Origin of the sequence: Aureimonas sp. AU22, assembly GCF_001463745.1 — a bacterium.
In the GTDB taxonomy this organism is placed as follows: Bacteria; Pseudomonadota; Alphaproteobacteria; order Rhizobiales; family Rhizobiaceae; genus Aureimonas.
The window spans coordinates 1-21,358 of record NZ_BBWJ01000061.1 but is presented as its reverse complement, the minus strand read 5'-3'; the positions used below and the strand labels follow the sequence as shown (position 1 = coordinate 21,358).

The window sequence follows — 21,358 nt, the reverse complement described above, 5'->3', positions numbered from 1 at the left end:
CTTGAACCCACCGCAAGGATGTGGTTCTGAAGCGCCCGTTCCCCCTTTCGTCCCGTGCCGCATCCCGGCCGCGGGAGTGCGGCATCCCGCGCTGCGGCTGCCGCCCGTTCTTTCGATCGCTATCAGGAAAGTTGAAGCCATGGCCCGTTCGGCGCTGATGAACGTCATGACGCAGGCCGCCATGAAGGCGGGCCGTTCGCTCACACGCGACTTCGGCGAGGTGCAGAACCTCCAGGTCTCGATGAAGGGGCCGGCCGACTTCGTGTCCCATGCGGACCGCAAGGCCGAGGAGATCGTCTTCCAGGAGCTTTCGCGCGCCCGTCCCGACTGGGGCTTCCTGATGGAGGAGCGGGGCGCGGTCGAGGGCAAGGATCCCCAGCACCGCTGGATCGTCGATCCGCTCGACGGCACCACCAACTTCCTGCATGGCATTCCGCAGTTCGCCATCTCCATCGGCCTCGAGCGCGACGGCCAGATCGTGGCCGGCGTCATCTTCAACCCGGCGACGGACGAGCTCTACTCCGCCGAGAAGGGCGGCGGCGCCTTTCTCAACGACCGACGCATCCGCGTGGCGGCGCGCTCCAAGCTCGCCGAATGCGTGGTGGCGACGGGTATTCCCCATCTCGGCCATGCCGACCACGCCCGCTATCTCTTCGAAGCCCGCCAGATGATGGGCGAGACGGCAGGCATCCGCGCGTTCGGGGCGGCCTCGCTCAACCTCGCCTATCTCGCCGCCGGGCGCATCGACGGCTTCTGGGAGCACTCGCTGCAGCCTTGGGACATCGCCGCCGGCTCGATGCTGGTGCGCGAGGCGGGCGGCTTCGTCACGCATTCCGACGGGTCGAAGTTCGAGTTCGTCGAGGGCGACCTTGCCTGCGGCAACGAGCAGGTGCACCGGGCGCTGGTCGCCGAGCTGAAAAAGGCGAACACCGCCTTCCGCGGCTCGCCCAAGCCCAAGGCCGAGCCGGCAGCGGAAAACCCTGCGTAAAGCCTTGGAACGGCGCGCTTTCCGCCAAAAAGCGGTTTGCAGCGCGCCGCCGCTCCGCTAGCGTGCCCGCCAGCCAGCGAGTTCGCCAAGCGGGTGCCGTACCGATGCAGGTTCTGAGTTCATCTCCCGATGGCCGCCCCCAAGCTCCGGGCGGCCCAGAACGGTTTTCGAGCCCCCTGGTCTTCCTGTGGGCGATGCTGGTGTTCCTGGCGCTCGCCGGCTTCGTGGCGATGATCCTCGGCCGGCAGGTCATTCAGGCCTTCTCGACCAATCCGGGTCTCAACGGCCTCATTCTCGGCGTTCTCGCCGTCGGCATCCTTCTCGCCGTCCTTCAGATCGCAAGGCTCGCGCGCGAGGCGCGCTGGCTGAATGCGCTGCGCGACAACGACCGCGAGCGCCGCGCCCGTTCGCCCGTGCTGCTGGCGCCCATGGAGGCGATGATCGGGCAGGGGGCACTGCCGCGCACCCTGCCGTCGCCGTCCGTTCGCGCCATTCTGGATTCGGTCGGCGGTCGTCTCGACGAATCGCGCGACGTGTCGCGCTATCTGGTCGGCCTGCTCGTGTTTCTCGGCCTTCTCGGCACGTTCTGGGGTCTCCTCACCACGATCGGCTCGATCTCGGCGACGATCCAGTCGCTCGATCCGGCGGCGGGCGATGCGGCCACCGTGCTCGATTCCGTGAAGTCCGGCCTGTCGGCGCCGCTGTCGGGCATGGGAACGGCCTTCTCGTCCTCGCTCTTCGGCCTTTCCGGCTCGTTGGTCCTCGGCTTCCTAGACCTGCAGGTGGGGCGCGCCCAGAACCGTTTCTACACCGAGCTCGAGGACTGGCTCTCCACCCTGGCGGTGGAAGGCGGTGCAACGTCCATCGCCCCGTCGATCGCCGCCCCGGACGGCACGGCGGTCGCCACGATGGTCGGGTCGGGAGGCGAGGAGTTCCGGCTCCTGTCGGACCGCATCAACCGGCTCGTTCTCGAGCATTCCACCAGCCCGCGCACGTCGGCCGCCATGGCCAATCTCGCCGAAAGCATCCAGGGGCTCGTCCAGCACATGCGCGGCGAGCAGCAGACGCTGCGCGAGTTCGTGGAGGCCCAGGCCGGCGAGCAACGCGAGATGCGACGCGTCCTCGAGCGGCTGAACCGGTCGCTCTCCGAGATCGAGCGGAACTGAGCCGGTGGCGCTCGGGCGCGGACGCCGGCTGAGGCGTGACGTCGACTACTGGCCGGGGTTCGTGGACGCCCTGTCCACGCTGCTCCTCGCCATCATGTTCCTTCTGTCGGTCTTCGTGATCGCGCAGTTTCTTCTCAGCCGCGACCTGTCGGGGCGCGACACGGTTCTCGACCGGTTGAACTCGCAGATCGCCGAGCTCAACCAGCTGCTGGCGCTGGAGCGCTCCAACTCCACCGATTTCCAGGACCAGATCTCCGCGCTCCAGGCGTCGCTGGCGGGCGCCGAGACCGAACGCACGCGCCTTCAGGCCGCGCTCGACGGCAGCCGCGTGGGGGCGGGCGCGTCGGGCGCCGGGAACCAGGTCGGCGATCTCCAGGCGGCGGTGGAATCGGAGCGGCAGGTCTCGGCGCAGGCACGCACGCAGATCGACCTCCTGAACCAGCAGCTCTCCGCGCTGCGCCAGCAGATCGCCGCGCTGGAGGATGCCCTAGGCGCCTCCGAGAGCCGCGACCGGGAATCGCAGACCCAGATCGCCGATCTCGGGCGTCGTCTCAACGTCGCGCTCGCCCAGCGCGTCCAGGAACTGGCGCGCTATCGCTCCGACTTCTTCGGCCGCCTTCGCGAGATCCTTGCCGACCGCGACAACATCCGCATCGTCGGCGACCGCTTCGTGTTCCAGTCGGAGGTGCTCTTCTCGTCCGGCGCGGACGTTCTGCAGGCCGCGGGCCAGGACGAGATGCAGAAGCTCGCCGAGGCGATCATCCAGCTCAACCGCGAGATCCCGTCCGACATCAACTGGATCATCCGCGTCGACGGGCATACCGACAACGTGCCGATCACCGGTGGACGGTTCACGGACAACTGGCAGCTTTCGACCGCCCGTGCGGCGGCCGTGGTGCGCTTCCTCGTCGGGGCCGGCGTGCCGGCCAACCGCTTGGCCGCCACGGGCTTCGGCGAGTTCCAGCCGCTCGTGCCCGGCGACACGCCGGACGCGCGCGCCCGCAACCGCCGCATCGAGCTGAAGCTGACCGAGCGCTAGTGCATTTCCAGCGAAAGCCGTTGCGGTTTTCGCGCCCGGACAATGCTACGAACAACCGTCTGGAACACGTCCGGAGAACGGGGGTTCACCGGACGTGTTCTAGCGACGCCAGCTGGTCGCGCACCAGCCGGCCGAGGCGTGGAATGCCTTGCGTCACCGCGCGTTCGTCCGCCAGCGTGAACGACAGGCGCAGCGTGTTGCGCCCCGATCCGTCGGCGAAGAACGCGCTGCCGGGCACGAAGGCGACGCGCTCCTCGCTGACCGCCCGCGCCAGGAGCGTCGCCGTGTCGATGCCCTCGGGCAGTGTCACCCAGATGAACATCCCGCCCTCCGGCCGGCTCCAGGTGACGCCGTCCGGCATCGAGGCTTCAAGGGCCGCGAGGATGGCGTCGCGCCGCTCGCCGTAGACGTGCCGGACCTTGTCCACCTGCGAGGCGTAGCTCGTCTCGGCGACGCGATGGATCGCCATCTGGTTGATCGAGGGGCTGTGGAGATCGGACGCCTGCTTCATCAGCACGAGCTTCTCGACGATGCGGCGCGGGGCGCAGATCCAGCCCATGCGGAGACCGGGAGCGAGGATCTTGGAGAAGGAGCCGCAATAGATCGTGCGCGCCTCGTCGAGACCGCCCGAGCGTGCGCAGTCGAGCGCGATGATGGGAGCGACGGGATCGCCGTCGTAGCGCAGCGCCTGGTAGGCGGCGTCCTCGATCACGGCGATGTCGAGTTCGGTGGCGAGGTCGAGGACGGCTTCACGCTGCGACAGCGTCAGCGTCTCGCCGGTCGGATTGGCGAAGTCGGGCACGAGGTAGGCGAACTTGGGGCGCCCGCCGGCCTTCGCCGCCGCGTCCGCATAGGCCGCAGGCGTCGTGTTGCCGCCGTTCGGTTGAAGCCGGTCGTAGCGCGGCTCGTAGGCGTTGAACGCCTGAAGCGCGCCGAGATAGGTCGGCCAGGTGACGAGCGCCGTGTCGTCCGGCGACAGCATCAGCTTGCCGAGATAGTCGAGACCCTGCTGCGATCCCGAGGTGATCAAGATGTTGCCCTCGTCGCAGGGGACACCGAGCGTCGCCATGTGGGCCGCCAGCCAGCGGCGCAGCGGCAGATAGCCTTCGCTGACCTGATACTGCAGGGCGGCGTTGGCCTGGGCTCCGGACAGCACCTCGGCATAGGCGTTGCGGAAGGCCTCGTGCGGAAACAGCGCGGGGTCGGGAATGCCGCCGGCGAAGGAGATGATGTCCGGCTGGTCGAGAAGCTTCAGGAGCTCCCGGATCTCGGATGCCTTCATGCGGGCGGAGCGGGTGGCGAAGAGATCGGTCAGGGTCATGGATATCCTCCTGCACGTGCTTCACACCCGCGGGCAGAATATGTCAACAATGCTGACCTATTTTTATTCCGCGGCCCCGCGCAACGCCGCCTCGGCCGCGCCGAACTGGAGACGGGCGAGACGCGCGTAGGCGCCGTCTGCCGCGATCAGGCTGGCATGGGTGCCTTCCTCGACGATCCGACCCCCGTCGACCACGAGGATACGGTCGGCCTTGAGGATGGTCGCGAGGCGATGGGCGATGACCACGGTCGTTCGCCCGCGCATCAGTCGATCGAGTGCCTTCTGGACGAGGCCCTCGCTTTCCGCGTCGAGCGCCGAAGTCGCCTCGTCGAGAAGCAGGATCGGCGCATCGCGCAGAATGGCGCGGGCGATCGCCACGCGCTGGCGCTGGCCGCCCGAGAGCGTGATGCCGCGCTCGCCGACCGCCGTATCGAAGCCGTCCGGCAACGGGCGCACGAAGGGCGTGACGAGCGCCGCATCGGCGGCGGCCTCGATCTCCGCCCGCGTCGCCTGGGGCTCGCCGAAGGCGATGTTGGAGGCGAGCGTTCCGGCGAACACCGTCACGTCCTGGGGCACGAGCGCGATGCGACGGCGCAGGGCGGAGAGTTCCACCCGCCGGATATCCAGGCCGTCGACGAGGATGCGGCCGGCGCTCGGATCGTAGAAGCGCTCCAGAAGCGCGAAGACCGTGGACTTGCCTGCGCCCGAAGCGCCGACGAGCGCCACGGTCTCGCCCGGCCGCACATCGAAGGAGAGGCCGCGCAGCGTCTCGCGACCGGGGCTGGTCGGATAGTGGAACCTGACGTCCTCGAAGCGCAGGGCACCGAGGGCGCGGGCGGGCAGGGGGAGGGGATCGACGGGGTCGGCGATCTCCGCCCGGTCCTCGAGGAGTTCCGACAGGCGTTCCGTGGCGCCGGCGGCGGCCGTCAGTTCGCCCCAGACCTCCGAGAGCTGGCCGAGGCTGGAGGCGGCAAAGACCGCATAGAGCAGGAACTGGCCGAGTGTTCCCGGCGTCATCGTGCCGCCGATCACCTGCTGCGCGCCGACCCAGAGCACGGCGACGATCGAAGCGGTGACGAGGAAGATCGCGAAGGCGGTGAGGCCGGCGCGCGCCGAGACCGAGCGGCGGGCCGCCTCGAAGGCGTCGTCCACGGCGGCATCGAAACGGCCTCTCGCTTCGCCTTCCGCGGTGAAGGCCTGGACCGCGCGCACCGAGCCGATCGCCTCGCCGGCATAGGCGCTGGCGCCGGCTAGAACGTCCTGCGCGGCGCGCGAGCGGGCGCGCACCTGACGCCCGAAGGCGACGAGCGGCAGGACGATCAACGGGATCGCGCCGAGCACGATGGCCGAGAGGCCGGGGCTGGTGACCACCATCATGGCCGCGGCGCCGAAGAACAGGATCGAGTTGCGCAGGGCAAGCGAGGCCGTCGCGCCGACGGCGGACTTGATCTGCGTCGTGTCGGCGGTGAGGCGCGAGACGATCTCGCCCGACAGGTTCCGGTCGTAGAAGGCAGGGGACAGCGTCAGGACGTGGGCGAAGACGTCCTTGCGAAGGCCTGCCACGACCCGCTCGCCGATCGTGATGACGAAGTAGTAGCGCCCGGCGCTCGCCAGGGCGAGCACCAGCGCCAGCACCGCCAGCATGCCGAAGTAGCTGTTGACGAAGGTCGTATCGGCCGACGCGAAGCCATGGTCCACGACGCGACGCACGGCGAGCGGCAGGGACAGCGTCGTGATCGAGGCGAGCGCCAGGAAGAACAGGGCGGCGGCCACATGGCCCTTGTGTGCCATCATGTAGGGCCAGAGGCGCGCCAGCGGCGTCAGCGTGCGGCGGGGTGTCCCGCCGCCGGCTTTCTCGGCGGTTCCGTTTCGCAAACTGGTTGTCCCTTGCGGCCGCCTTTGCGGCTCTTGTGCGCTTTCGGGCCCTGATGTATAGGCTCGCCCTTGAATTTGAAAGCGATCGCGCTCCTCATTCCGGTCCTTGGTCGAAATGTCCACCCGGCACCTTGCCGGCGGGCTCCGGTCTTGGGCCCCAGTGGGTGCGAGCGCGTAGCCTTGGAAGCTGAGTCATGAAGCAGAACATCCATCCCGACTACCACACGATCACCGTCGTGATGACCAACGGCACCGAGTACCAGACGCGCTCCACCTGGGGCGCCGAGGGCGACAAGCTCAACCTCGACATCGACCCGATGAGCCATCCGGCCTGGACCGGCGGCAACCAGCAGATGCTGGATCGCGGCGGCCGCGTGTCGCGCTTCAAGAAGCGCTACGAGGGCCTCGGCATCTGATTGCCGGCTCTTTACGGACCACAAGGAACCCGGCGCGAGCCGGGTTTTTTGTTGGCTCGAGACCAAACGAAAAGGGCGCGCGGGTGGATGACCCGCGCGCCCTTTATCGTGAAAGCTGGCCGGCGTTCAGACGGCGAAGGCCGTGCGCAGGAGGTGCATCTGCTCGCCCACCGGGTTGGCCGATGCGTCGAGCTGCGGTTCGCCGTAGATCTCGCGGTCGAGCATGGCGACGCGCCGCTCCAGCATCACCGCGCGCTCCACGAGGTCGCGGAAGGCCAGGGGCAGTTCCTCGTAGAAGGGAGAATCGCCGCCGCCGCCGATGCCGTCGAGCCGGACCTTGACCTTCTCCGCCTCGACCTGGGCGCGCGACATGTCGCCCTGGTTGGCGGCACGCTGGAGGAGGAGCCAGGACGCGACCTGCATCAGGCGCGTCGTCAGCCGCATGGACTCGGCCGCATAGAGCGTCGCCGCACCGCGCGAGATCGCGCGTGCGTCGCGCCGCCCGTCCCCGTCGAGATAGGCCGCGGTTTCGTCGACCAGGGTCATCCCCTCGTCGAAGATCGGCTGGAAGGAGGACGAGAAGGCTAGCCGCTCCGCCAGCTTGATCGTCCGAGTGGGTTCGCCGTGATCGAGAACTGAATGTGTCATGCGCGGAAAACCGACCTTGAAGCGAATCGTTGCAACGGCGCGGCGCCAGTGCGGCGCATCACTGCCTTGTTGCTCCTAGAATCCACCCCCGCGGCCTGTTGCGCAAGGCGCCCCGGTCAATGTTGGTTAACGGCGGGAAAGCATGCCGAACCCCTGCGTTTGCGGCAAAAAGAGAGCCGCACTTGGCGGCTCTAGAGTGTCAACAGGGAGGCTCGACAACCGGCAAGGTCGCCATCCAAAGCAATCTGGACTGCCTCGACTATGCGGCGGAATGGTCAACGAGAGGTTAAGACGGGGAGGACATTTCGCTCGCTCGCGTTAAGTGACGCCCGACGTTTGCGAAAGGCTCGACCGATGACCCAGCCCGATCGGATGACGATCATTGCCCTCGATGGCCACGGGGGACCGGAGGTGCTGGTGCCCCGCGAGGCCCGCGTGCCGAGCCCGGGCGCGGGTGAGGTGCTGATCGCGGTGCGGGCGGCGGGCGTGAACCGGCCGGACGTCCTCCAGCGCATGGGTGCCTACCCGCCGCCGCTGGGCGCTCCGGACTGGCCGGGGCTGGAAGTGGCGGGAACGGTGGCCGCCGTGGGCCCCGGCGTCGAACGCTGGCGGGAAGGCGATCGGGTGATGGCGCTCCTGGCGGGCGGCGGTTATGCCGAATACGCCCTGGCCGACGCGGGTTCGATCCTGCACGTGCCGGAGGGCCTCGGCTTCGTCGAGGCGGCCGCGATCCCCGAGACCTTCCTCACCGTCTGGCACAACGTCTTCCAGCGCGGCGGGCTGCGGCAGGGCGAGACCTTCCTCGTCCATGGCGGCACGTCCGGCATCGGCACCACCGCGATCCAACTGGTGCACGCGTTCGGTGCCCATGTCGCCACCACCGTCGGCAGCGCGGACAAGGCGGAGGCCGCCCGGAGGCTCGGGGCGGACCTTGCCGTGAACTACCGGGCGGAGGATTTCGTGGCGGCCCTGAAGGGCTGGCAGGGCGGACGCGGCGTCGACCTGACGCTCGACATGATCGGCGGCGACTACCTCGCCGGAAATGTCGAGGTGGCGGCGGTGGACGGGCGGATCGTTCAGATCGCGCACCTCAACGGTCGCAAGGCCGAGGTGGACCTCTTCGCCATCATGCGCAAGCGCCTGACGCTCACCGGCTCGACGCTTCGCGCGCGCGACAAGGCCTTCAAGGCGGCGCTGGTGGCCGATCTCGAGGCGAAGGTCTGGCCGTTGCTCCGGGAGGGCCACGTGAAGCCGCTGATCGACACGACCTATCCGCTGGACCGGGCATCCGAGGCGCATGCCCACATGGACGTCGACCATATCGGCAAGATCGTTCTGGTGACCGGCGCCGCGAAGGGCTGACGGCGGGCGCCGGGCCCGGCGTCGCATCGTTCCTTGCGAACCGCGCCGCGGATGCCTATAGTCGATGTCGATTTCCGGAATTTCGTGGCATGACCACAGCCTGCCTGACCGGGGCCGGCCTACAGGAGACCTATATCCATGGCTCAGCAGCTTCTGATGCCCAAGGCCACGGCCGTCTGGCTCGTCGACAACACGTCCCTGTCCTTCGAACAGATCGCCGAGTTCTGCACGCTGCATCCGCTCGAGGTGAAGGCGATCGCGGACGGCGAGGCGGCGCAGGGCATCAAGGGCATGGACCCGATCATCACCGGGCAGCTGACGCGCGACGAGATCGTGCGGGCCGAAAAGGACGAGAAGCATCGTCTGAAGCTCGCGCCGCCCAAGGTCCGCGTGCCGGAGGCCAAGCGCAAGGGTCCGCGCTACACGCCCGTCTCCAAGCGCCAGGACCGCCCGAACGCCATCCTCTGGCTCGTGCGCAACCATCCCGAGCTGAAGGATCCCGCGATCTCGCGCCTCGTCGGCACCACCAAGCACACGATCGAGCAGATCCGCGAGCGGACCCACTGGAACTCGGCGAACCTTCAGCCGATGGACCCGGTGACGCTCGGCCTCTGCTCGCAGATCGATCTCGATCTCGAGGTCGAGAAGGCCTCGCGCGGCATGCCGCGTCCGGAGGAGGTGGCGGAAGAAGAGCGCCTGCTGTCGGCCGCCCAGACGCAGAACTACCGTTCGGGCCAGCCGCGCGAGGACGGCGAGCTCGACGCCGCCGCCGTGTTCGCCAAGCTCACCTCCATGCGCCGCACCGAGCCGGAGGAGAACGAGGAAGAGGACGAGCTGCGCTGAGCGGTTCGCTCCATCGCAGGATCTCTGGAAGGGCGGCCCTCGGGCCGCCTTTTCTCGTTCAGCCGTTGCCGCGGAAGCCGGGATAGAGCGCCATCCCGCCGTCGACGAACAGGGTCTGGCCGACGATGTAGTCCGAAGCGTCGGAGGCGAGGAACGCGACCACGCGGCCGACATCCTCCGGATCGCCGACGCGCCCGTGCGGGATGAGCGTCAGCATCGCATCCATGCCGCCCTGCTTCTCGCGCTCCGTCCTGTTGATGTCGGTCGCGATGGCGCCGGGAGCCACCGCGTTGACGCGGATGCCCTCGGACGCGACCTCTTGGGCCACCGACTCCATCAGGAGCTTCAGCCCGCCCTTGGACGCCGCGTAGTTGACGTGGAGCGCCCACGGAATGCGCTGGTGGACCGAGGAATCGAAGATCAGCTTGCCGAGCGCGCGCGAAACCTCGGGCCGCCGCCCCTTGGCGCGGAAGCGGCGCACCGCCTCGCGCGCGATCAGGAACCCGCCGGTGAGATTGGTGCGGATCACCGTCTCCCAGTCGTCCAGGGTCATGTCGGAGAGCGCGGCGTCGCGCTGCAGGCCGGCATTGGAGACGACGATGTCCGCGGGCCCGAGCTGCCGCTCCGTCTCGTCGAAGAGGCTGATGACGTCGGTCTCGGTGCCGACGTCCCCCTGGACGGCGATCGCCCGGCGGCCGAGCGCCTCGATCCGCGACACGGTCTCGGCGGCGCCCTCGTGCGAGCCGTGAAAGCTGACCGCGACGTCCGCGCCGGCGCGCGCCAGCTCGACCGCGCACGCGCGCCCGATGCCGGCGGATGCGCCGGTGACCACGGCCACCTGGCCCCGCAGCGAGAGGAGGTCAGAAGATGCCATCGGGGTCCTCGATCATCCGGAAGCCGGGATGGGCCGGGTCGGCGGGGTCTGCCGTCAGAGCCCGGTCGAGCCAGATGGCGGCCGAGATCAGCGACAGGTGGGTAAGGCCCTGCGGAAAGTTGCCGAGATGCTGCCCGTCGGTGGAGAGCTCTTCGGCATAGAGGCCGAGATGGTTGGCATAGGCGTGGAGCTTCTCGAACAGAAGCCGCGCCTCGGCGACGAAGCCCGTGCGCGCCAGGGCTTCCACGTACCAGAAGGAGCAGATGGTGAAGAAGCCTTCCTCGCCCTCCAGCCCGTCGTGATTGTCCGGACCGTTGATGTAGCGCCGCACCAGGCAGTCGTGGACGAGGGTTTCGCGTACCGCCTTCAGCGTCGAGACCCACATCGGGTCGCGCGGGTTGATGAAGCGGACCAGCGGCATGAGGAGCACGACCGCGTCCAGCGTGTCGCCACCCTTGAACTGCGTGAAGGCGCCGACCTTCGGGTTCCAGAACTCCTCCACGATGGTCTTCTGGATCGTGTCGCGCTGTCCGTGCCAGAGGGCGAGGTCGGCCGGCATCGATTCGCGGATCGCGATGCGGATCGCGCGATCGATCGCCACCCAGCACATCAGGCGCGAGGAGAGATACTCCTTGTCGTCGCCGCGACTTTCCCAGATGCCACGGTCCGGCAGGTGCCAGTTGGCGCACAGCCAGTCGATGAGCCCCGACAGCTTCGCCCAGACCGCATAGCCCGGTTTTCCGCGCGCGCGCGTCGCGATATAGAACGCGTCCATGAACTCGCCGAAGATGTCCATCTGGCGCTGGTCGAAGGCACCGTTGCCGACGCGCACCGGCCTCGATCCACGGTAGCCGGAGAACTGCGGCAGCTCGGTCTCCGTCAACTCGCTGCGCCCGTCCATCCCGTACATGATCTGCAGGCCGGACCGATCACCGTCGCTGAGCTCGACCCGCTCCATCAGGAAGTGGGTGAACGCCTCGGCCTCGTCGTAGTAGTTGAGGCGCGACAGGGCATAGAGGGTGAAGGCGGAATCGCGCACCCAGCAGAAGCGGTAGTCCCAGTTGCGCTCGCCGCCCACGACCTCCGGAAGGCCGAAGGTCGCCGCCGCCGCGATGGAGCCGTGCCGGGCGGACGTCAGGAGCTTCAAGGTCAGCGCCGAGCGCACGACCAGCTCGCGCGAGAAGGTGGGATAACGCCCGCGCGCCACCCAGGCGTGCCAGTAGGCGCGAGTCGCGCGGAACGCGGTGCGCACATAGTCCGCACCGGCGCTGTCCCATCCCTCCCGGGCCGGACACAGGACGGCATAGGCCGTCTCGCCTTCGCGAAGGGTGACCTCGCCGACCAGCGCGCCGTCCTCGATACGCAAGGGGACGGACGTATGGAGATACAACGTCTGCGCGGCGCCGCCGTCGCGTGACCAATCGATGCGCGCGCCATCGTCCGTCCGGGTCAGGGTGGGGCGTATGCTCGCGTATTCCGGGCGCGGGTCGAGACGAAGGGCGAAGGAGACGGGCCCCATGACGGCTTTCGCGCGGCGCACGATGCGCCCCGACCCGTCGAGCGGCATGAAGTCGGAGACCTCGCCGATCCCATCCTCGCCGAGAAAGCGGCTCAAAAGGATATTGGTGTCGGGCAGGTAGATCTGCCGGCGACCCATGCCCTCGGCCGTCGCCCAGAAGCGGAACTCGCCGCCCTTCTCGGGGTCGAGGAGCGAGGCGAAGAGCGTTGGCGAATCGATGTCGGGATGACACAGGAAATCGATGCGCCCGTCCGGCGTGACGAGCGCGAGGGTGTTGAGATCGCCGATCACGCCGTGCTGGCCGATCGGAGTGGACGTCGTGACGGGGGACGGCATCGGCGGACTTCGGACGTTTTCCGGTGGTTCGTCGGAACAAGGTCGGGCGGCGGCGGGGAAAGGAAAGTGGCCGGACGTCGCCACGCGGCCCGGCCTTCACGCCGCACCATCGCGTGCGATTGCTCCATTCCGCCGCATTCGCTATCCAGATGCGATGCCGAGGCACTGTCGCGACGGTGTCGCCTCGATCGGCCGGGAGATGACATGAGCGCAATGGAAGACAGCCTGCGGCGTGCCCTGCAGGGCGGCGACGCGAGCGATCCGGCCTTCCGGGAAAGCATCTACGCCGCTTCCGAACGCGCGCTGGAGCGCATGCTCGAGACGCGCGGCGCGGACGCGGCGGAGGTGGACGCGCAGCGCGCCAAGCTCGCCGAGACGATCGACCGCGTGGAAGCGGACCATGCCGACTGGCAGGCTTCCGACCCCGTCGCCGAAGCGGAAGCCGAACGGGGCTTCGCGCCGGATGCGCGGGCTGCCGACGACGCGGGGCGCGATGCGCCGGATGCCCCGCGCGCGCCGCGCGCCTTCGAGCCCACGGAGGCTGCCGACGATCCGGTGGCGAGCACCTGGACCCCCGGCGGCGAGCGCCCCGGCGCCGAACCCGTGCGCGAAGCGCGCTCGCCGCGTTCCGTCCTGATCGCGGCCGTCGTCTTCGCGCTCGTGCTGGCGCTTCTGGCCTATTTCATCGGCGGCATGATCCGCGGATCGGGACCCGATTCGCCGGCCGCGCAGAACGAGACCTCCGCTCTCGACTGGATCACGGTGTTCGACGGCGACGACCTGGAGAGCCTCTCGACGCCCGCCGGCGGGCGTATCGAGGCGGCGCCCCGCTCGGGCGGCCGCGACGCGGTCCGCGTTTCGGGGCCGACCGCCGGCGAAGGCGAGGTGCTGATGGCGATCGGACCCGGCGTCGTCGGCGAGATCGCCGGCTCCAACGTGCGCATCGAAGTCACGGCCGGCTCGCCCGACGGCACGCAGCGCGAGTTCTCCGTGCGCTGCCTGTTCGGCGGCACCAGCCTGTGCGAGCGCCAGCGCTTCTCCACGACCATGAGCGAGGAAGCCTTCATCTTCGACGTGCCGGTGCCGGCCGACGCACGCTCGCCGGCCTCGATCGCCATCGGGCCCGGCGTCAACGGCACCACCAACGACGTCGACGTCTTTTCGCTGCGACTTCGCCGGGTCGGCTGATCTTCGAGCATCTGGGGTAGGGCGTGGACGAGACGGGACGCTCCGGCGGGGAGACGGCACGGCGCTGGCTGCGCTTCGTACCCGCGATGATCTGGGCCGGCGGGCTCGTGGTGGCGGCCGTGACGATCCCCGAAGCGCGAGGAACGGCCGTCGCCTTCGTGTTCGCGGGCCTGCTCGTGCATCTTTTCCTGCGCGGCGCTTCCCGCACGCGGCCCCACGGCGCCGGCTCCGGGCGCACGCGCCAGCAGCCGCTCTGGCCCGATGCGAGCGTGAAGGGCGTCGTCGAGGCGGTGCGCGAGCCCGCCGTCGTGGTCGATCGCTCCCTCGCCCTGCGCTACGCCAATGCCGCGGCGATGCGCGCCTTCGGTCCCCTGGCGCTCGGCGATCCGATCGCCATGCGGTTCCGCGCGCCCGACCTCCTCGCGGCGCTGGAGCGCGCTGTCGAGAGCGACGAGGCGGAGCAGGAGGAGCTGACCGAGCGGCTGCCGACGGATCGCTCCTGGGGCATCGATATCCTGCCGCTCCAGCTGGCCGGTAGCGAGCGTCCGCCCTTCTTCCTCCTCCTCTTCCGCGACCATACGCAGGCGAGGCGCCTGGAGCGGATGCGCACCGACTTCGTGGCCAACGCCAGCCACGAGCTGCGCACGCCGCTCGCCTCGCTGACCGGCTTCATCGAAACCCTGAAGGGCCCGGCGCGCGACGATGCCGCCGCACGCGCGCGCTTCCTCGACATCATGCAGGATCAGGCGCGTCGCATGTCGCGCCTGATCGACGACCTCCTGTCGCTGTCGCGGATCGAGACGCGCCGCAGGCTTCGCGCGAACGAGGCCGCCGACATCGCCGACGTCCTGCGCAGCGTGGCGCGGCAACTCGGCCCCCAGGCGAGCGAAGGCGGGATCGCGGTCCAGCTCGTCGGGCTCGACGGGGACGGCGTCCTCGTCAACGGCGACCGGGACGAGCTCATCCAGGTCTTCGCCAATCTCTTCGAGAACGCCTGCAAATACGGCAGCGACGGGGGCAGGGTCGAGATCGGTCTGCGCCGCGACGGGGAGGGCGTCGAGGCCTATGTCTGCGACTTCGGCAAGGGCATCAAGGCCGAGCACGTGCCGCGCCTGACCGAGCGCTTCTACCGCGTGGAGGAGGGCACGGCCGGCAAGCCGGGCACCGGCCTCGGCCTCTCCATCGTCCGCCACGTCCTGACGCGCCACCGGACGCGGCTTGCGATCGTGTCCGAGCCGGGAAAAGGCGCGACATTCTCCGTCCGCTTCGGGCGATTCCTCGATACTCTGGAAAAACCGTAACAAAAACAGCATCTTGTGCTGTCATATTTCGATTAACGAGCTGTCATATAGGAGTTGTGCGCGGTCGATAGACCAAGCGGCGAACCGGTGCCGCAGACTCCGATGTCCGGCGGTTCGCTTTTGAAACTCCATGACGGAGACAACCTCGTGTTGAACAAGACGCTTGCCGGCCTCGCGCTCGGCGCTGCCTTCGCCCTTTCCAGCCAGGCCTTCGCGCAGTCCGCCGAGCCCGTGCAGGCCGCCGGCTCCTCGACGGTTCTGCCCTATGCGCAGATCGTCTCCGAGAACTTCGGCGAGGTCTATCCCGACTTCCCGACCCCGGTCGTTGAGTCCGGCGGCACCTCGGGCGGTTTCCGCCAGTTCTGCCAGGGCGTCGGCCCGGCCACCGTCGACATCGCCAACGCTTCGCGCCCGATCTCGGACTCCGAGAAGAAGGCCTGCCAGGACGGCGGCGTGAACGACATCCAGGAAGTCCGCTTCGGCTATGACGGCATCGTGTTCGCCTCGTCGGCGCAGGGACCGAGCTTCGCCCTGACCCCGGAAGCCGTCTTCAACGCGCTCGCCGCCAAGGTCGTCAAGGACGGCAAGGTCGTCGACAACGCCAACGCCGCCTGGAACGAAGCCGACGCCTCGCTGCCGAGCCAGCCGATCGCCGCCTTCATCCCCGCCGAGAACCACGGCACGCGCGAAGTCTTCGAAGAGAAGCTCCTCGTCGCCGGCTGCAAGGCCTCGGGCGCCCTGGAAGCCTACAAGGCGTCCGGCATGGACGACAAGGCGGCTGCCGAGCAGTGCCACCAGGTCCGCAACGACGGCAAGGCCACCGACATCTCGGGCGACTACACCGAGACGCTGGCCCGCATCGCCGCCAACCCGCAGGGCATGGGCGTCTTCGGTCTCGCCTTCTACGAGCAGAACCAGGACAAGCTGAAGGTCGCCACCGTCTCCAACATCACCCCGTCGGTCGAAACCGTCGCCTCGGGTGAGTATCCGGTGTCGCGTCCGCTCTTCTTCTACGTGAAGAAGGCCCACATCGGCGTCGTTCCGGGCCTGTCCGAGTTCGTCGAGTTCTTCCTCTCCGAGCAGATGGTCGGCCCGGATGGCCCGCTCGCCCAGTACGGCCTCGTGCCCGCGCCGGACGCCCAGCGCGAGGAAGCCCGCCAGAAGTTCGCGGCCGGCACCACGATCGAAGGCTGATAAGCCCGATACGGAGCGCGGCCCTCGAGGGTCGCGCTTCTTCCTCTGCGCGGCCCGGCCTCCCGGGCCGTTTCGTTCGTTCATCCTGTCGGGAGACGCGGGACGGTGTCCATTTTCGCAATCGTTCTGACCGTGCTGGTGATCGGCGCCGTCGGTTTCGTGCTGGCGCGCCGACGAAGCGCGCAGCTCGCCGCCGCCTCCACCGACAAGCTGCATTCGCGATCCATCTATCATGGCGTCTACGCGGCCATGGCCGCGACGATCCCGGCGCTGCTGGTCCTGGCGGTCTGGTTGTCCGTGTCGCCCGTCGTGGTCACGAGCCTCGTCGACATTCCGGCGGCCACCGCCGACGAGACGAACCTTGCGCCGTCGCTGCGCGCCAGCCTCGTGCGTTCCATCGGCCAAGGCATCCGCCTCCTGCCGAGCGAGGAGCGTGAGAATCTCGACCAGATCAGCGTCGCGGACCTGCGTCCGCTGCTCGCGCGCCGCGGCATCCCGGTTCCGAACGAGACGACGGACTCGATGGTCCGCCAGGCCCTGGAGCGCAACCAACTCGAGGACACGAGCAGCCTCGCGATGACGGCCGCGGTGCTGGCGGTCTCGGTGATCGGCCTCGTTCTCGCCCTGCGCCGGATCGCGGTGCGACTGCGCGCGCGCAACCAGGTCGAGCGGGTGGTCAAGACCTTCCTGGTGCTCTGCTCCTCCATCGCCATCCTGACCACGGTCGGCATCGTCTGCTCGATGCTGTTCGAATCCATCGACTTCTTCAGTCGCGTACCGCCCTCCAGCTTCTTCTTCGGCACGGTGTGGGAGCCGCGCTTCGCGGCGGCCGGGTCCGACGCCACCGGCCAGTTCGGCCTGATCCCGCTTCTCCTCGGCACGCTCTACATCGCCTTCGTGGCCATGCTCTTCGCGGTGCCGGTCGGGCTCTTCGCCGCCATCTACATGGCCGAATACGCGTCCAGCCGGGTCCGCTCGGTGGTGAAGCCGCTTCTCGAAGTGCTGGCCGGCATCCCGACCATCGTCTACGGCTTCTTCGCGCTGATCACCGTCGGTCCGTTCCTGCGCGACCTCTCGTCCGACATCAACGGGCTGCTCACCGGCGACTATTCCAGCTTCATCCAGGCGCAGTCGATCCTGACCGCCGGCCTCGTGATGGGCATCATGCTGATCCCCTTCGTGTCGTCGCTCTCGGACGACATCATCACCGCGGTGCCGCGCTCGCTTCGCGACGGCTCGCTGGGCTTGGGCGCGACGCCCTCCGAGACGGTGAAGAAGGTGGTGCTTCCGGCAGCGCTTCCCGGCATCGTCTCGGCGCTGCTCCTCACCGCCTCGCGCGCCATCGGCGAGACGATGATCGTGGTGCTGGCGGCCGGCATCGCCGCCAACATCACCGCCAACCCGTTCGAGGCGATGACCACGGTGACGATCAAGATCGTCTCGCAGCTCACCGGCGATCTCGACTTCACCTCGCCGCAGAGCCTCGTGGCCTTCGCACTCGGCATCACGCTCTTTGCGATCACCCTCGTCCTCAACGTCGTCGCACTGGCGATCGTGCGCAAGTATCGGGAGCAGTACGACTGATGAGCGACGCGACCTTTCCCACCGGCGGCCGCACGGTCGTCGACGCCAAGGCGCCGCCGCGCCGCGACATCGGCCTGAAGAAGCGCTACGCCTCCGAGCGCCGCTTCAAGGCCTACGGCGTCGCCGCCATCGCGATCGGCATGATCTTCCTGGCGACGCTGCTCTACACGGTGGTCAGCCAAGGCTACACCGCCTTCTGGCAGACGCAGATCCGCCTGCCGATCACCTTCTCGCAGTCCGTGATCGACCCGAAGAACACCGGCGGCAAGGACCTCCAGGCGCTGCGTCTCGCCAACTATCCGAAGCTCGTGCAGGACGCACTCGTCCAGCGGCTCGGCATCGACCCGGCCAACCGCGCCGACGTGACGCTCGCCACGCAGCTCGTCTCGCAAGGGGTGCGCACCCAGCTCGGCGGGATGGTGATGGGGGACCTGTCGGTCATCGGAACCACCGAGGACGTCTGGCTCTACGCGAACTCCACGGTGGACTCGGCCGTGAAGGGCCAGTTCGACCTGTCGATCCCCGAGGCGCGCCGTCCGATCAAGGACAAGCAGCTCGAATGGATCCGCACGCTGGAGCAGTCGGGCGACCTCGAGCAGCGCTTCAACACGGGCCTCTTCACGTTCGGCGCCTCCTCGCGCGCCGAGACGGCGGGCGTCGGCGTCGCCATCATCGGCTCGCTCTACATGATGGGCATCGTACTCGCCCTTGCCCTGCCGATCGGCGTCGCCGCCTCGATCTATCTCGAGGAGTTCGCGCCGAAGAACCGGTTCACCGACTTCATCGAGGTGAACATCAACAATCTGGCGGCCGTGCCATCGATCGTCTACGGCCTCCTGGGCCTTGCGATCTTCGTCAACTACATGGGCCTGCCGCGCTCGGCCTCGCTGGTCGGCGGCCTGGTGCTCACGCTGATGACGCTGCCGACCATCATCATCGCGACCCGTGCGGCGCTGAAGGCGGTACCCCCCTCGATCCGAGCGGCAGCGCTGGGTCTCGGCGCGTCCAAGATGCAGATGGTGTTCCACCACGTCCTGCCGCTCGCGATGCCCGGCATCCTCACCGGCACGATCATCGGCCTCGCCCATGCGCTCGGCGAGACGGCACCGCTGCTTCTCATCGGCATGGTCGCCTTCGTCGCCAACTACCCGGCGACCCCGATGGACCCCTCCACGGCGTTGCCGGTCCAGATCTATATGTGGGCCAACGAAGCGGAGCGCGCCTTCGTGGAGCGCACCTCCGGCGCGATCATCGTGCTGCTTCTTTTCCTGGCCGTGATGAACATCACGGCGATCATTCTTCGCCGCCGCTTCGAGCGGCGCTGGTAGAGGCGAAACTCATGATGGAACAGCTTCCGATCAAGGCGGCCGCACCCGCCGTCCCGACCCTGGCGCCGAGCGCCAAAATGCGCGGCAAGGGCGTATCGGTCTTCTACGGGCCCAAGCAGGCGCTCTTCGCCGTCGATCTCGACGTCTACGAACGGCAGGTGACCGCGCTGATCGGCCCGTCGGGCTGTGGCAAGTCCACCTTCCTGCGCACCCTCAACCGCATGAACGACACGGTGGACGGCGCCCGCGTCGAGGGCCTCGTGACGCTCGACGGCGAGGACATCTACAATTCGGGCATCGACGTCGTGGAGCTTCGCGCTCGCGTCGGCATGGTGTTCCAGAAGCCGAACCCGTTCCCGAAGTCGATCTTCGAGAACATCTCCTACGGCCCGAAGATCCACGGCCTCGCCAAGTCCAAGACGGACCTCGAGGAGATCGTGGTCACCTCGCTGCGCAAGGCCGGCCTGTTCGAGGAAGTGAAGGATCGCCTTCACGAGCCGGGCACCGGCCTGTCGGGCGGCCAGCAGCAGCGCCTGTGCATCGCACGCGCCATCGCCGTCAGCCCCGAGGTCATCCTCATGGACGAGCCGTGTTCGGCGCTCGACCCGATCGCAACGGCGACGGTCGAGGAACTGATCGACGAGCTGCGCCAGAACTACACGATCGTGATCGTCACGCACTCGATGCAGCAGGCGGCGCGCGTGTCCCAGCGCACGGCCATGTTCCATCTCGGCAAGATCGTGGAGGTCGGGCCGACCGAGAAGATGTTCCAGAACCCGGACGACAAGCGCACGCAGGACTACATCACCGGCCGCTTCGGCTGACCGGAACGACACAACCGGGCCGCGGTCCGGATCCAAGAAGGGAGCTGAGCGTCATGGTACAACACATCGTCACGTCCTACGACGAGGAGCTGAAGTTCATCCTGCGCCGCATCTCCGAGATGGGCGGCCAGGCCGAGCGGATGGTGGAACAAGCCGTGTCGGCACTCATCCGATCGGACGCGGGGCTCGCCCAGTCGGTCGTCGCGGACGACGTGCTTCTCGACGCCGCCCAGCGCGAGATCGACGAGCATGCGATCATGACCATCGGCAAGCGCCAGCCGATGGCCCACGACCTCAGAGAGATCGTCGGCGCCATCCGCATCTCCAACGACCTGGAGCGTATCGGCGACCTCGGCAAGAACATCGCCAAGCGTGTCCTGGCGGTCCACGACCACGCCCAGCCGGTGCAGCTCGTGCGCGGCATCGAGCACATGTCCGAACTCGCGCTCGGCCAGCTGAAGGAAGTGCTCGACGCCTACGCCACGCGCGACCATCTGCGCGCCGAAGCGATCCGTCGCGGCGACCAGGAGATCGACGCGCTCTACACCTCGATCTTCCGCGAACTCCTGACCTACATGATGGAGGATCCGCGCAACATCACCGCCTGCACCCACCTCCTGTTCTCGGCCAAGAACATCGAGCGCATCGGCGACCACGCGACGAACATCGCGGAGACGATCTTCTACATCAAGACCGGAAGCCAGATGGAGATCGAGCGGCCGAAGGGCGACTCGACCCCCACCCTGGTCGCGCCGGCCGGCGTGCGGGGCGCCTGATCATGGCGCCCCGGATCACGGTGGTGGAGGACGAGGAGGCCTTGTCGATCCTCCTTCGCTACAATCTGGAGTCCGAGGGCTACGTGGTCGACACGATCGCCCGGGGCGACGAGGCGGATCTCCGGCTGAAGGAGCAGGTGCCCGACCTCCTGCTCCTCGACTGGATGCTGCCGGGTCTCTCCGGGGTCGAGCTCTGCCGGCGCCTCCGGGGTCGGCCCGAAACCGAGCGCCTGCCGATCATCATGCTGACGGCGCGGGGCGAGGAGTCGGAGCGCGTGCGCGGGCTTTCGACGGGCGCCGACGACTACGTGGTCAAGCCCTTCTCGACGCCCGAACTCATGGCGCGCGTGCGCGCCATGCTGCGCCGGGTGAAGCCGGAGCGGATTTCCAGCCAGCTCGTCGCCGGCGACATCGACCTCGACCGCGAGACGCACCGCGTGCGACGGGCGGGACGCGAGCTGAAGCTCGGGCCGACCGAGTTCAAGCTGCTCGAGTTCCTGATGCAGTCGCCGGGCCGCGTCTTCTCGCGCGAGCAGCTTCTGGACGGTGTCTGGGGCCGCGACATCTATGTCGACGAACGCACCGTGGACGTCCATGTCGGACGCCTGCGCAAGGCCGTGAACCGGGGGCGCCAGCGCGATCCCATCCGCACGGTGCGCGGCGCAGGCTACGCGCTGGACGAGACCTTCACGGCTGCCGCGCCGCGAGTGGCCGCCCGCTCCGAGACCGCCTGACGATCCCTGCGCGAAGCGGAAGCTTCGTCGCACCTGCGCGAA

General features: G+C 68.4%; 19 protein-coding genes. 14 read left to right on the top strand and 5 right to left on the bottom strand.

From position 1 onward, the window contains the following. The first annotated feature begins 139 nt into the window (after positions 1 to 139). The 3 genes from AUL34_RS21110 (at position 140) to AUL34_RS21100 (ending at position 3,193) form a co-directional block, all read left to right on the top strand. Entirely contained in the window at positions 140 to 988 is an 849-nt protein-coding gene (locus tag AUL34_RS21110) for an inositol monophosphatase family protein (protein WP_061938566.1), read from the top strand. Positions 989 to 1,092: 104 nt separating this feature from the next. Further along, positions 1,093 to 2,154, top strand: a complete 1,062-nt coding sequence (locus AUL34_RS21105) for a hypothetical protein (RefSeq protein WP_061938563.1) — start codon at positions 1,093 to 1,095, stop codon at positions 2,152 to 2,154. 4 nt (positions 2,155 to 2,158) lie between these two features. Further along, complete coding sequence (locus AUL34_RS21100; RefSeq protein WP_061938560.1) at positions 2,159 to 3,193, top strand: peptidoglycan -binding protein; 1,035 nt, start codon at positions 2,159 to 2,161, stop codon at positions 3,191 to 3,193. Between the two features lie 85 nt (positions 3,194 to 3,278). Here the strand turns inward: AUL34_RS21100 and AUL34_RS21095 are convergent, their stop codons facing one another. Further along, positions 3,279 to 4,514, bottom strand: a complete 1,236-nt coding sequence (locus AUL34_RS21095) for a PLP-dependent aminotransferase family protein (RefSeq protein WP_061938557.1) — start codon at positions 4,512 to 4,514, stop codon at positions 3,279 to 3,281. A 63-nt stretch (positions 4,515 to 4,577) separates the two neighbouring features. Continuing rightward, on the bottom strand, positions 4,578 to 6,389 hold the full coding sequence (locus AUL34_RS21090) for an ABC transporter transmembrane domain-containing protein (protein WP_061938555.1): 1,812 nt from the start codon (positions 6,387 to 6,389) through the stop codon (positions 4,578 to 4,580). Between the two features lie 194 nt (positions 6,390 to 6,583). Here AUL34_RS21090 and rpmE point away from each other — a divergent pair, with 194 nt between their 5' ends. Then, positions 6,584 to 6,805, top strand: a complete 222-nt coding sequence (gene rpmE, locus AUL34_RS21085) for a 50S ribosomal protein L31 (protein WP_055892581.1) — start codon at positions 6,584 to 6,586, stop codon at positions 6,803 to 6,805. Positions 6,806 to 6,931: 126 nt separating this feature from the next. Here the strand turns inward: rpmE and AUL34_RS21080 are convergent, their stop codons facing one another. Then, the gene (locus tag AUL34_RS21080; RefSeq protein ID WP_061938553.1) at positions 6,932 to 7,453 is read right to left on the bottom strand and encodes a DUF1465 family protein; all 522 of its coding nucleotides are present in this window, start codon (positions 7,451 to 7,453) and stop codon (positions 6,932 to 6,934) included. A 354-nt stretch (positions 7,454 to 7,807) separates the two neighbouring features. On the opposite strand from AUL34_RS21080, the gene AUL34_RS21075 reads away from it, so the two are divergent. Both AUL34_RS21075 and AUL34_RS21070 read left to right on the top strand, forming a co-directional pair. Next, positions 7,808 to 8,815 (top strand): NAD(P)H-quinone oxidoreductase, encoded by a 1,008-nt coding sequence (locus AUL34_RS21075; RefSeq protein WP_061938549.1) that lies wholly within the window; start codon positions 7,808 to 7,810, stop codon positions 8,813 to 8,815. 138 nt (positions 8,816 to 8,953) lie between these two features. Beyond that, entirely contained in the window at positions 8,954 to 9,658 is a 705-nt protein-coding gene (locus AUL34_RS21070) for a DUF1013 domain-containing protein (RefSeq protein WP_061938547.1), read from the top strand. Between the two features lie 58 nt (positions 9,659 to 9,716). On the opposite strand, the gene AUL34_RS21065 is transcribed toward AUL34_RS21070, so the two are convergent. After that, on the bottom strand, positions 9,717 to 10,532 hold the full coding sequence (locus AUL34_RS21065) for an SDR family oxidoreductase (RefSeq protein WP_061938544.1): 816 nt from the start codon (positions 10,530 to 10,532) through the stop codon (positions 9,717 to 9,719). Then, positions 10,519 to 12,387 (bottom strand): glycoside hydrolase family 15 protein, encoded by a 1,869-nt coding sequence (locus tag AUL34_RS21060; RefSeq protein ID WP_061938541.1) that lies wholly within the window; start codon positions 12,385 to 12,387, stop codon positions 10,519 to 10,521. The genes AUL34_RS21065 and AUL34_RS21060 overlap by 14 nt, the downstream gene beginning before the upstream one ends. A 204-nt stretch (positions 12,388 to 12,591) precedes the next feature. Here AUL34_RS21060 and AUL34_RS21055 point away from each other — a divergent pair, with 204 nt between their 5' ends. The 8 genes from AUL34_RS21055 to phoB all read left to right on the top strand — a co-directional run bounded on the left by AUL34_RS21055 (position 12,592) and on the right by phoB (position 21,316). Next, positions 12,592 to 13,575: a hypothetical protein gene (locus AUL34_RS21055; RefSeq protein ID WP_156421052.1), complete on the top strand. Its 984-nt coding sequence runs from the start codon at positions 12,592 to 12,594 to the stop codon at positions 13,573 to 13,575. A 23-nt stretch (positions 13,576 to 13,598) separates the two neighbouring features. Then, positions 13,599 to 14,876, top strand: a complete 1,278-nt coding sequence (locus AUL34_RS21050; protein ID WP_061938534.1) for an ATP-binding protein — start codon at positions 13,599 to 13,601, stop codon at positions 14,874 to 14,876. Between the two features lie 150 nt (positions 14,877 to 15,026). Continuing rightward, positions 15,027 to 16,070, top strand: coding sequence for a PstS family phosphate ABC transporter substrate-binding protein (locus tag AUL34_RS21045; RefSeq protein ID WP_061938589.1), 1,044 nt, complete (start codon positions 15,027 to 15,029; stop codon positions 16,068 to 16,070). A 105-nt stretch (positions 16,071 to 16,175) separates the two neighbouring features. Then, complete coding sequence (gene pstC / locus AUL34_RS21040; RefSeq protein ID WP_061938531.1) at positions 16,176 to 17,654, top strand: phosphate ABC transporter permease subunit PstC; 1,479 nt, start codon at positions 16,176 to 16,178, stop codon at positions 17,652 to 17,654. Next, positions 17,654 to 18,982, top strand: coding sequence for a phosphate ABC transporter permease PstA (pstA, locus tag AUL34_RS21035; RefSeq protein WP_061938530.1), 1,329 nt, complete (start codon positions 17,654 to 17,656; stop codon positions 18,980 to 18,982). The genes pstC and pstA overlap by 1 nt, the downstream gene beginning before the upstream one ends. A gap of 14 nt (positions 18,983 to 18,996) precedes the next feature. Next, positions 18,997 to 19,806, top strand: a complete 810-nt coding sequence (pstB, locus tag AUL34_RS21030) for a phosphate ABC transporter ATP-binding protein PstB (RefSeq protein ID WP_244492669.1) — start codon at positions 18,997 to 18,999, stop codon at positions 19,804 to 19,806. Positions 19,807 to 19,859: 53 nt separating this feature from the next. Further along, entirely contained in the window at positions 19,860 to 20,582 is a 723-nt protein-coding gene (gene phoU / locus AUL34_RS21025; protein ID WP_061938524.1) for a phosphate signaling complex protein PhoU, read from the top strand. 2 nt (positions 20,583 to 20,584) lie between these two features. Further along, positions 20,585 to 21,316 (top strand): phosphate regulon transcriptional regulator PhoB, encoded by a 732-nt coding sequence (gene phoB / locus AUL34_RS21020; protein WP_061938522.1) that lies wholly within the window; start codon positions 20,585 to 20,587, stop codon positions 21,314 to 21,316. Positions 21,317 to 21,358 lie beyond the last annotated feature (42 nt).

Coding starts and splice junctions, on each gene's coding strand:
- rpmE (WP_055892581.1), top strand. CDS start 6,584: ATGAAGCAGAACATCCATCCCGACTACCACACGATCACCGTCGTGATG.
- AUL34_RS21110 (WP_061938566.1), top strand. CDS start 140: ATGGCCCGTTCGGCGCTGATGAACGTCATGACGCAGGCCGCCATGAAG.
- AUL34_RS21060 (WP_061938541.1), bottom strand. CDS start 12,387: ATGCCGTCCCCCGTCACGACGTCCACTCCGATCGGCCAGCACGGCGTG.
- AUL34_RS21055 (WP_156421052.1), top strand. CDS start 12,592: ATGAGCGCAATGGAAGACAGCCTGCGGCGTGCCCTGCAGGGCGGCGAC.
- pstB (WP_244492669.1), top strand. CDS start 18,997: ATGGAACAGCTTCCGATCAAGGCGGCCGCACCCGCCGTCCCGACCCTG.
- AUL34_RS21080 (WP_061938553.1), bottom strand. CDS start 7,453: ATGACACATTCAGTTCTCGATCACGGCGAACCCACTCGGACGATCAAG.
- phoU (WP_061938524.1), top strand. CDS start 19,860: ATGGTACAACACATCGTCACGTCCTACGACGAGGAGCTGAAGTTCATC.
- AUL34_RS21075 (WP_061938549.1), top strand. CDS start 7,808: ATGACCCAGCCCGATCGGATGACGATCATTGCCCTCGATGGCCACGGG.
- AUL34_RS21105 (WP_061938563.1), top strand. CDS start 1,093: ATGCAGGTTCTGAGTTCATCTCCCGATGGCCGCCCCCAAGCTCCGGGC.
- AUL34_RS21065 (WP_061938544.1), bottom strand. CDS start 10,532: ATGGCATCTTCTGACCTCCTCTCGCTGCGGGGCCAGGTGGCCGTGGTC.
- phoB (WP_061938522.1), top strand. CDS start 20,585: ATGGCGCCCCGGATCACGGTGGTGGAGGACGAGGAGGCCTTGTCGATC.
- pstA (WP_061938530.1), top strand. CDS start 17,654: ATGAGCGACGCGACCTTTCCCACCGGCGGCCGCACGGTCGTCGACGCC.
- AUL34_RS21070 (WP_061938547.1), top strand. CDS start 8,954: ATGGCTCAGCAGCTTCTGATGCCCAAGGCCACGGCCGTCTGGCTCGTC.
- AUL34_RS21095 (WP_061938557.1), bottom strand. CDS start 4,514: ATGACCCTGACCGATCTCTTCGCCACCCGCTCCGCCCGCATGAAGGCA.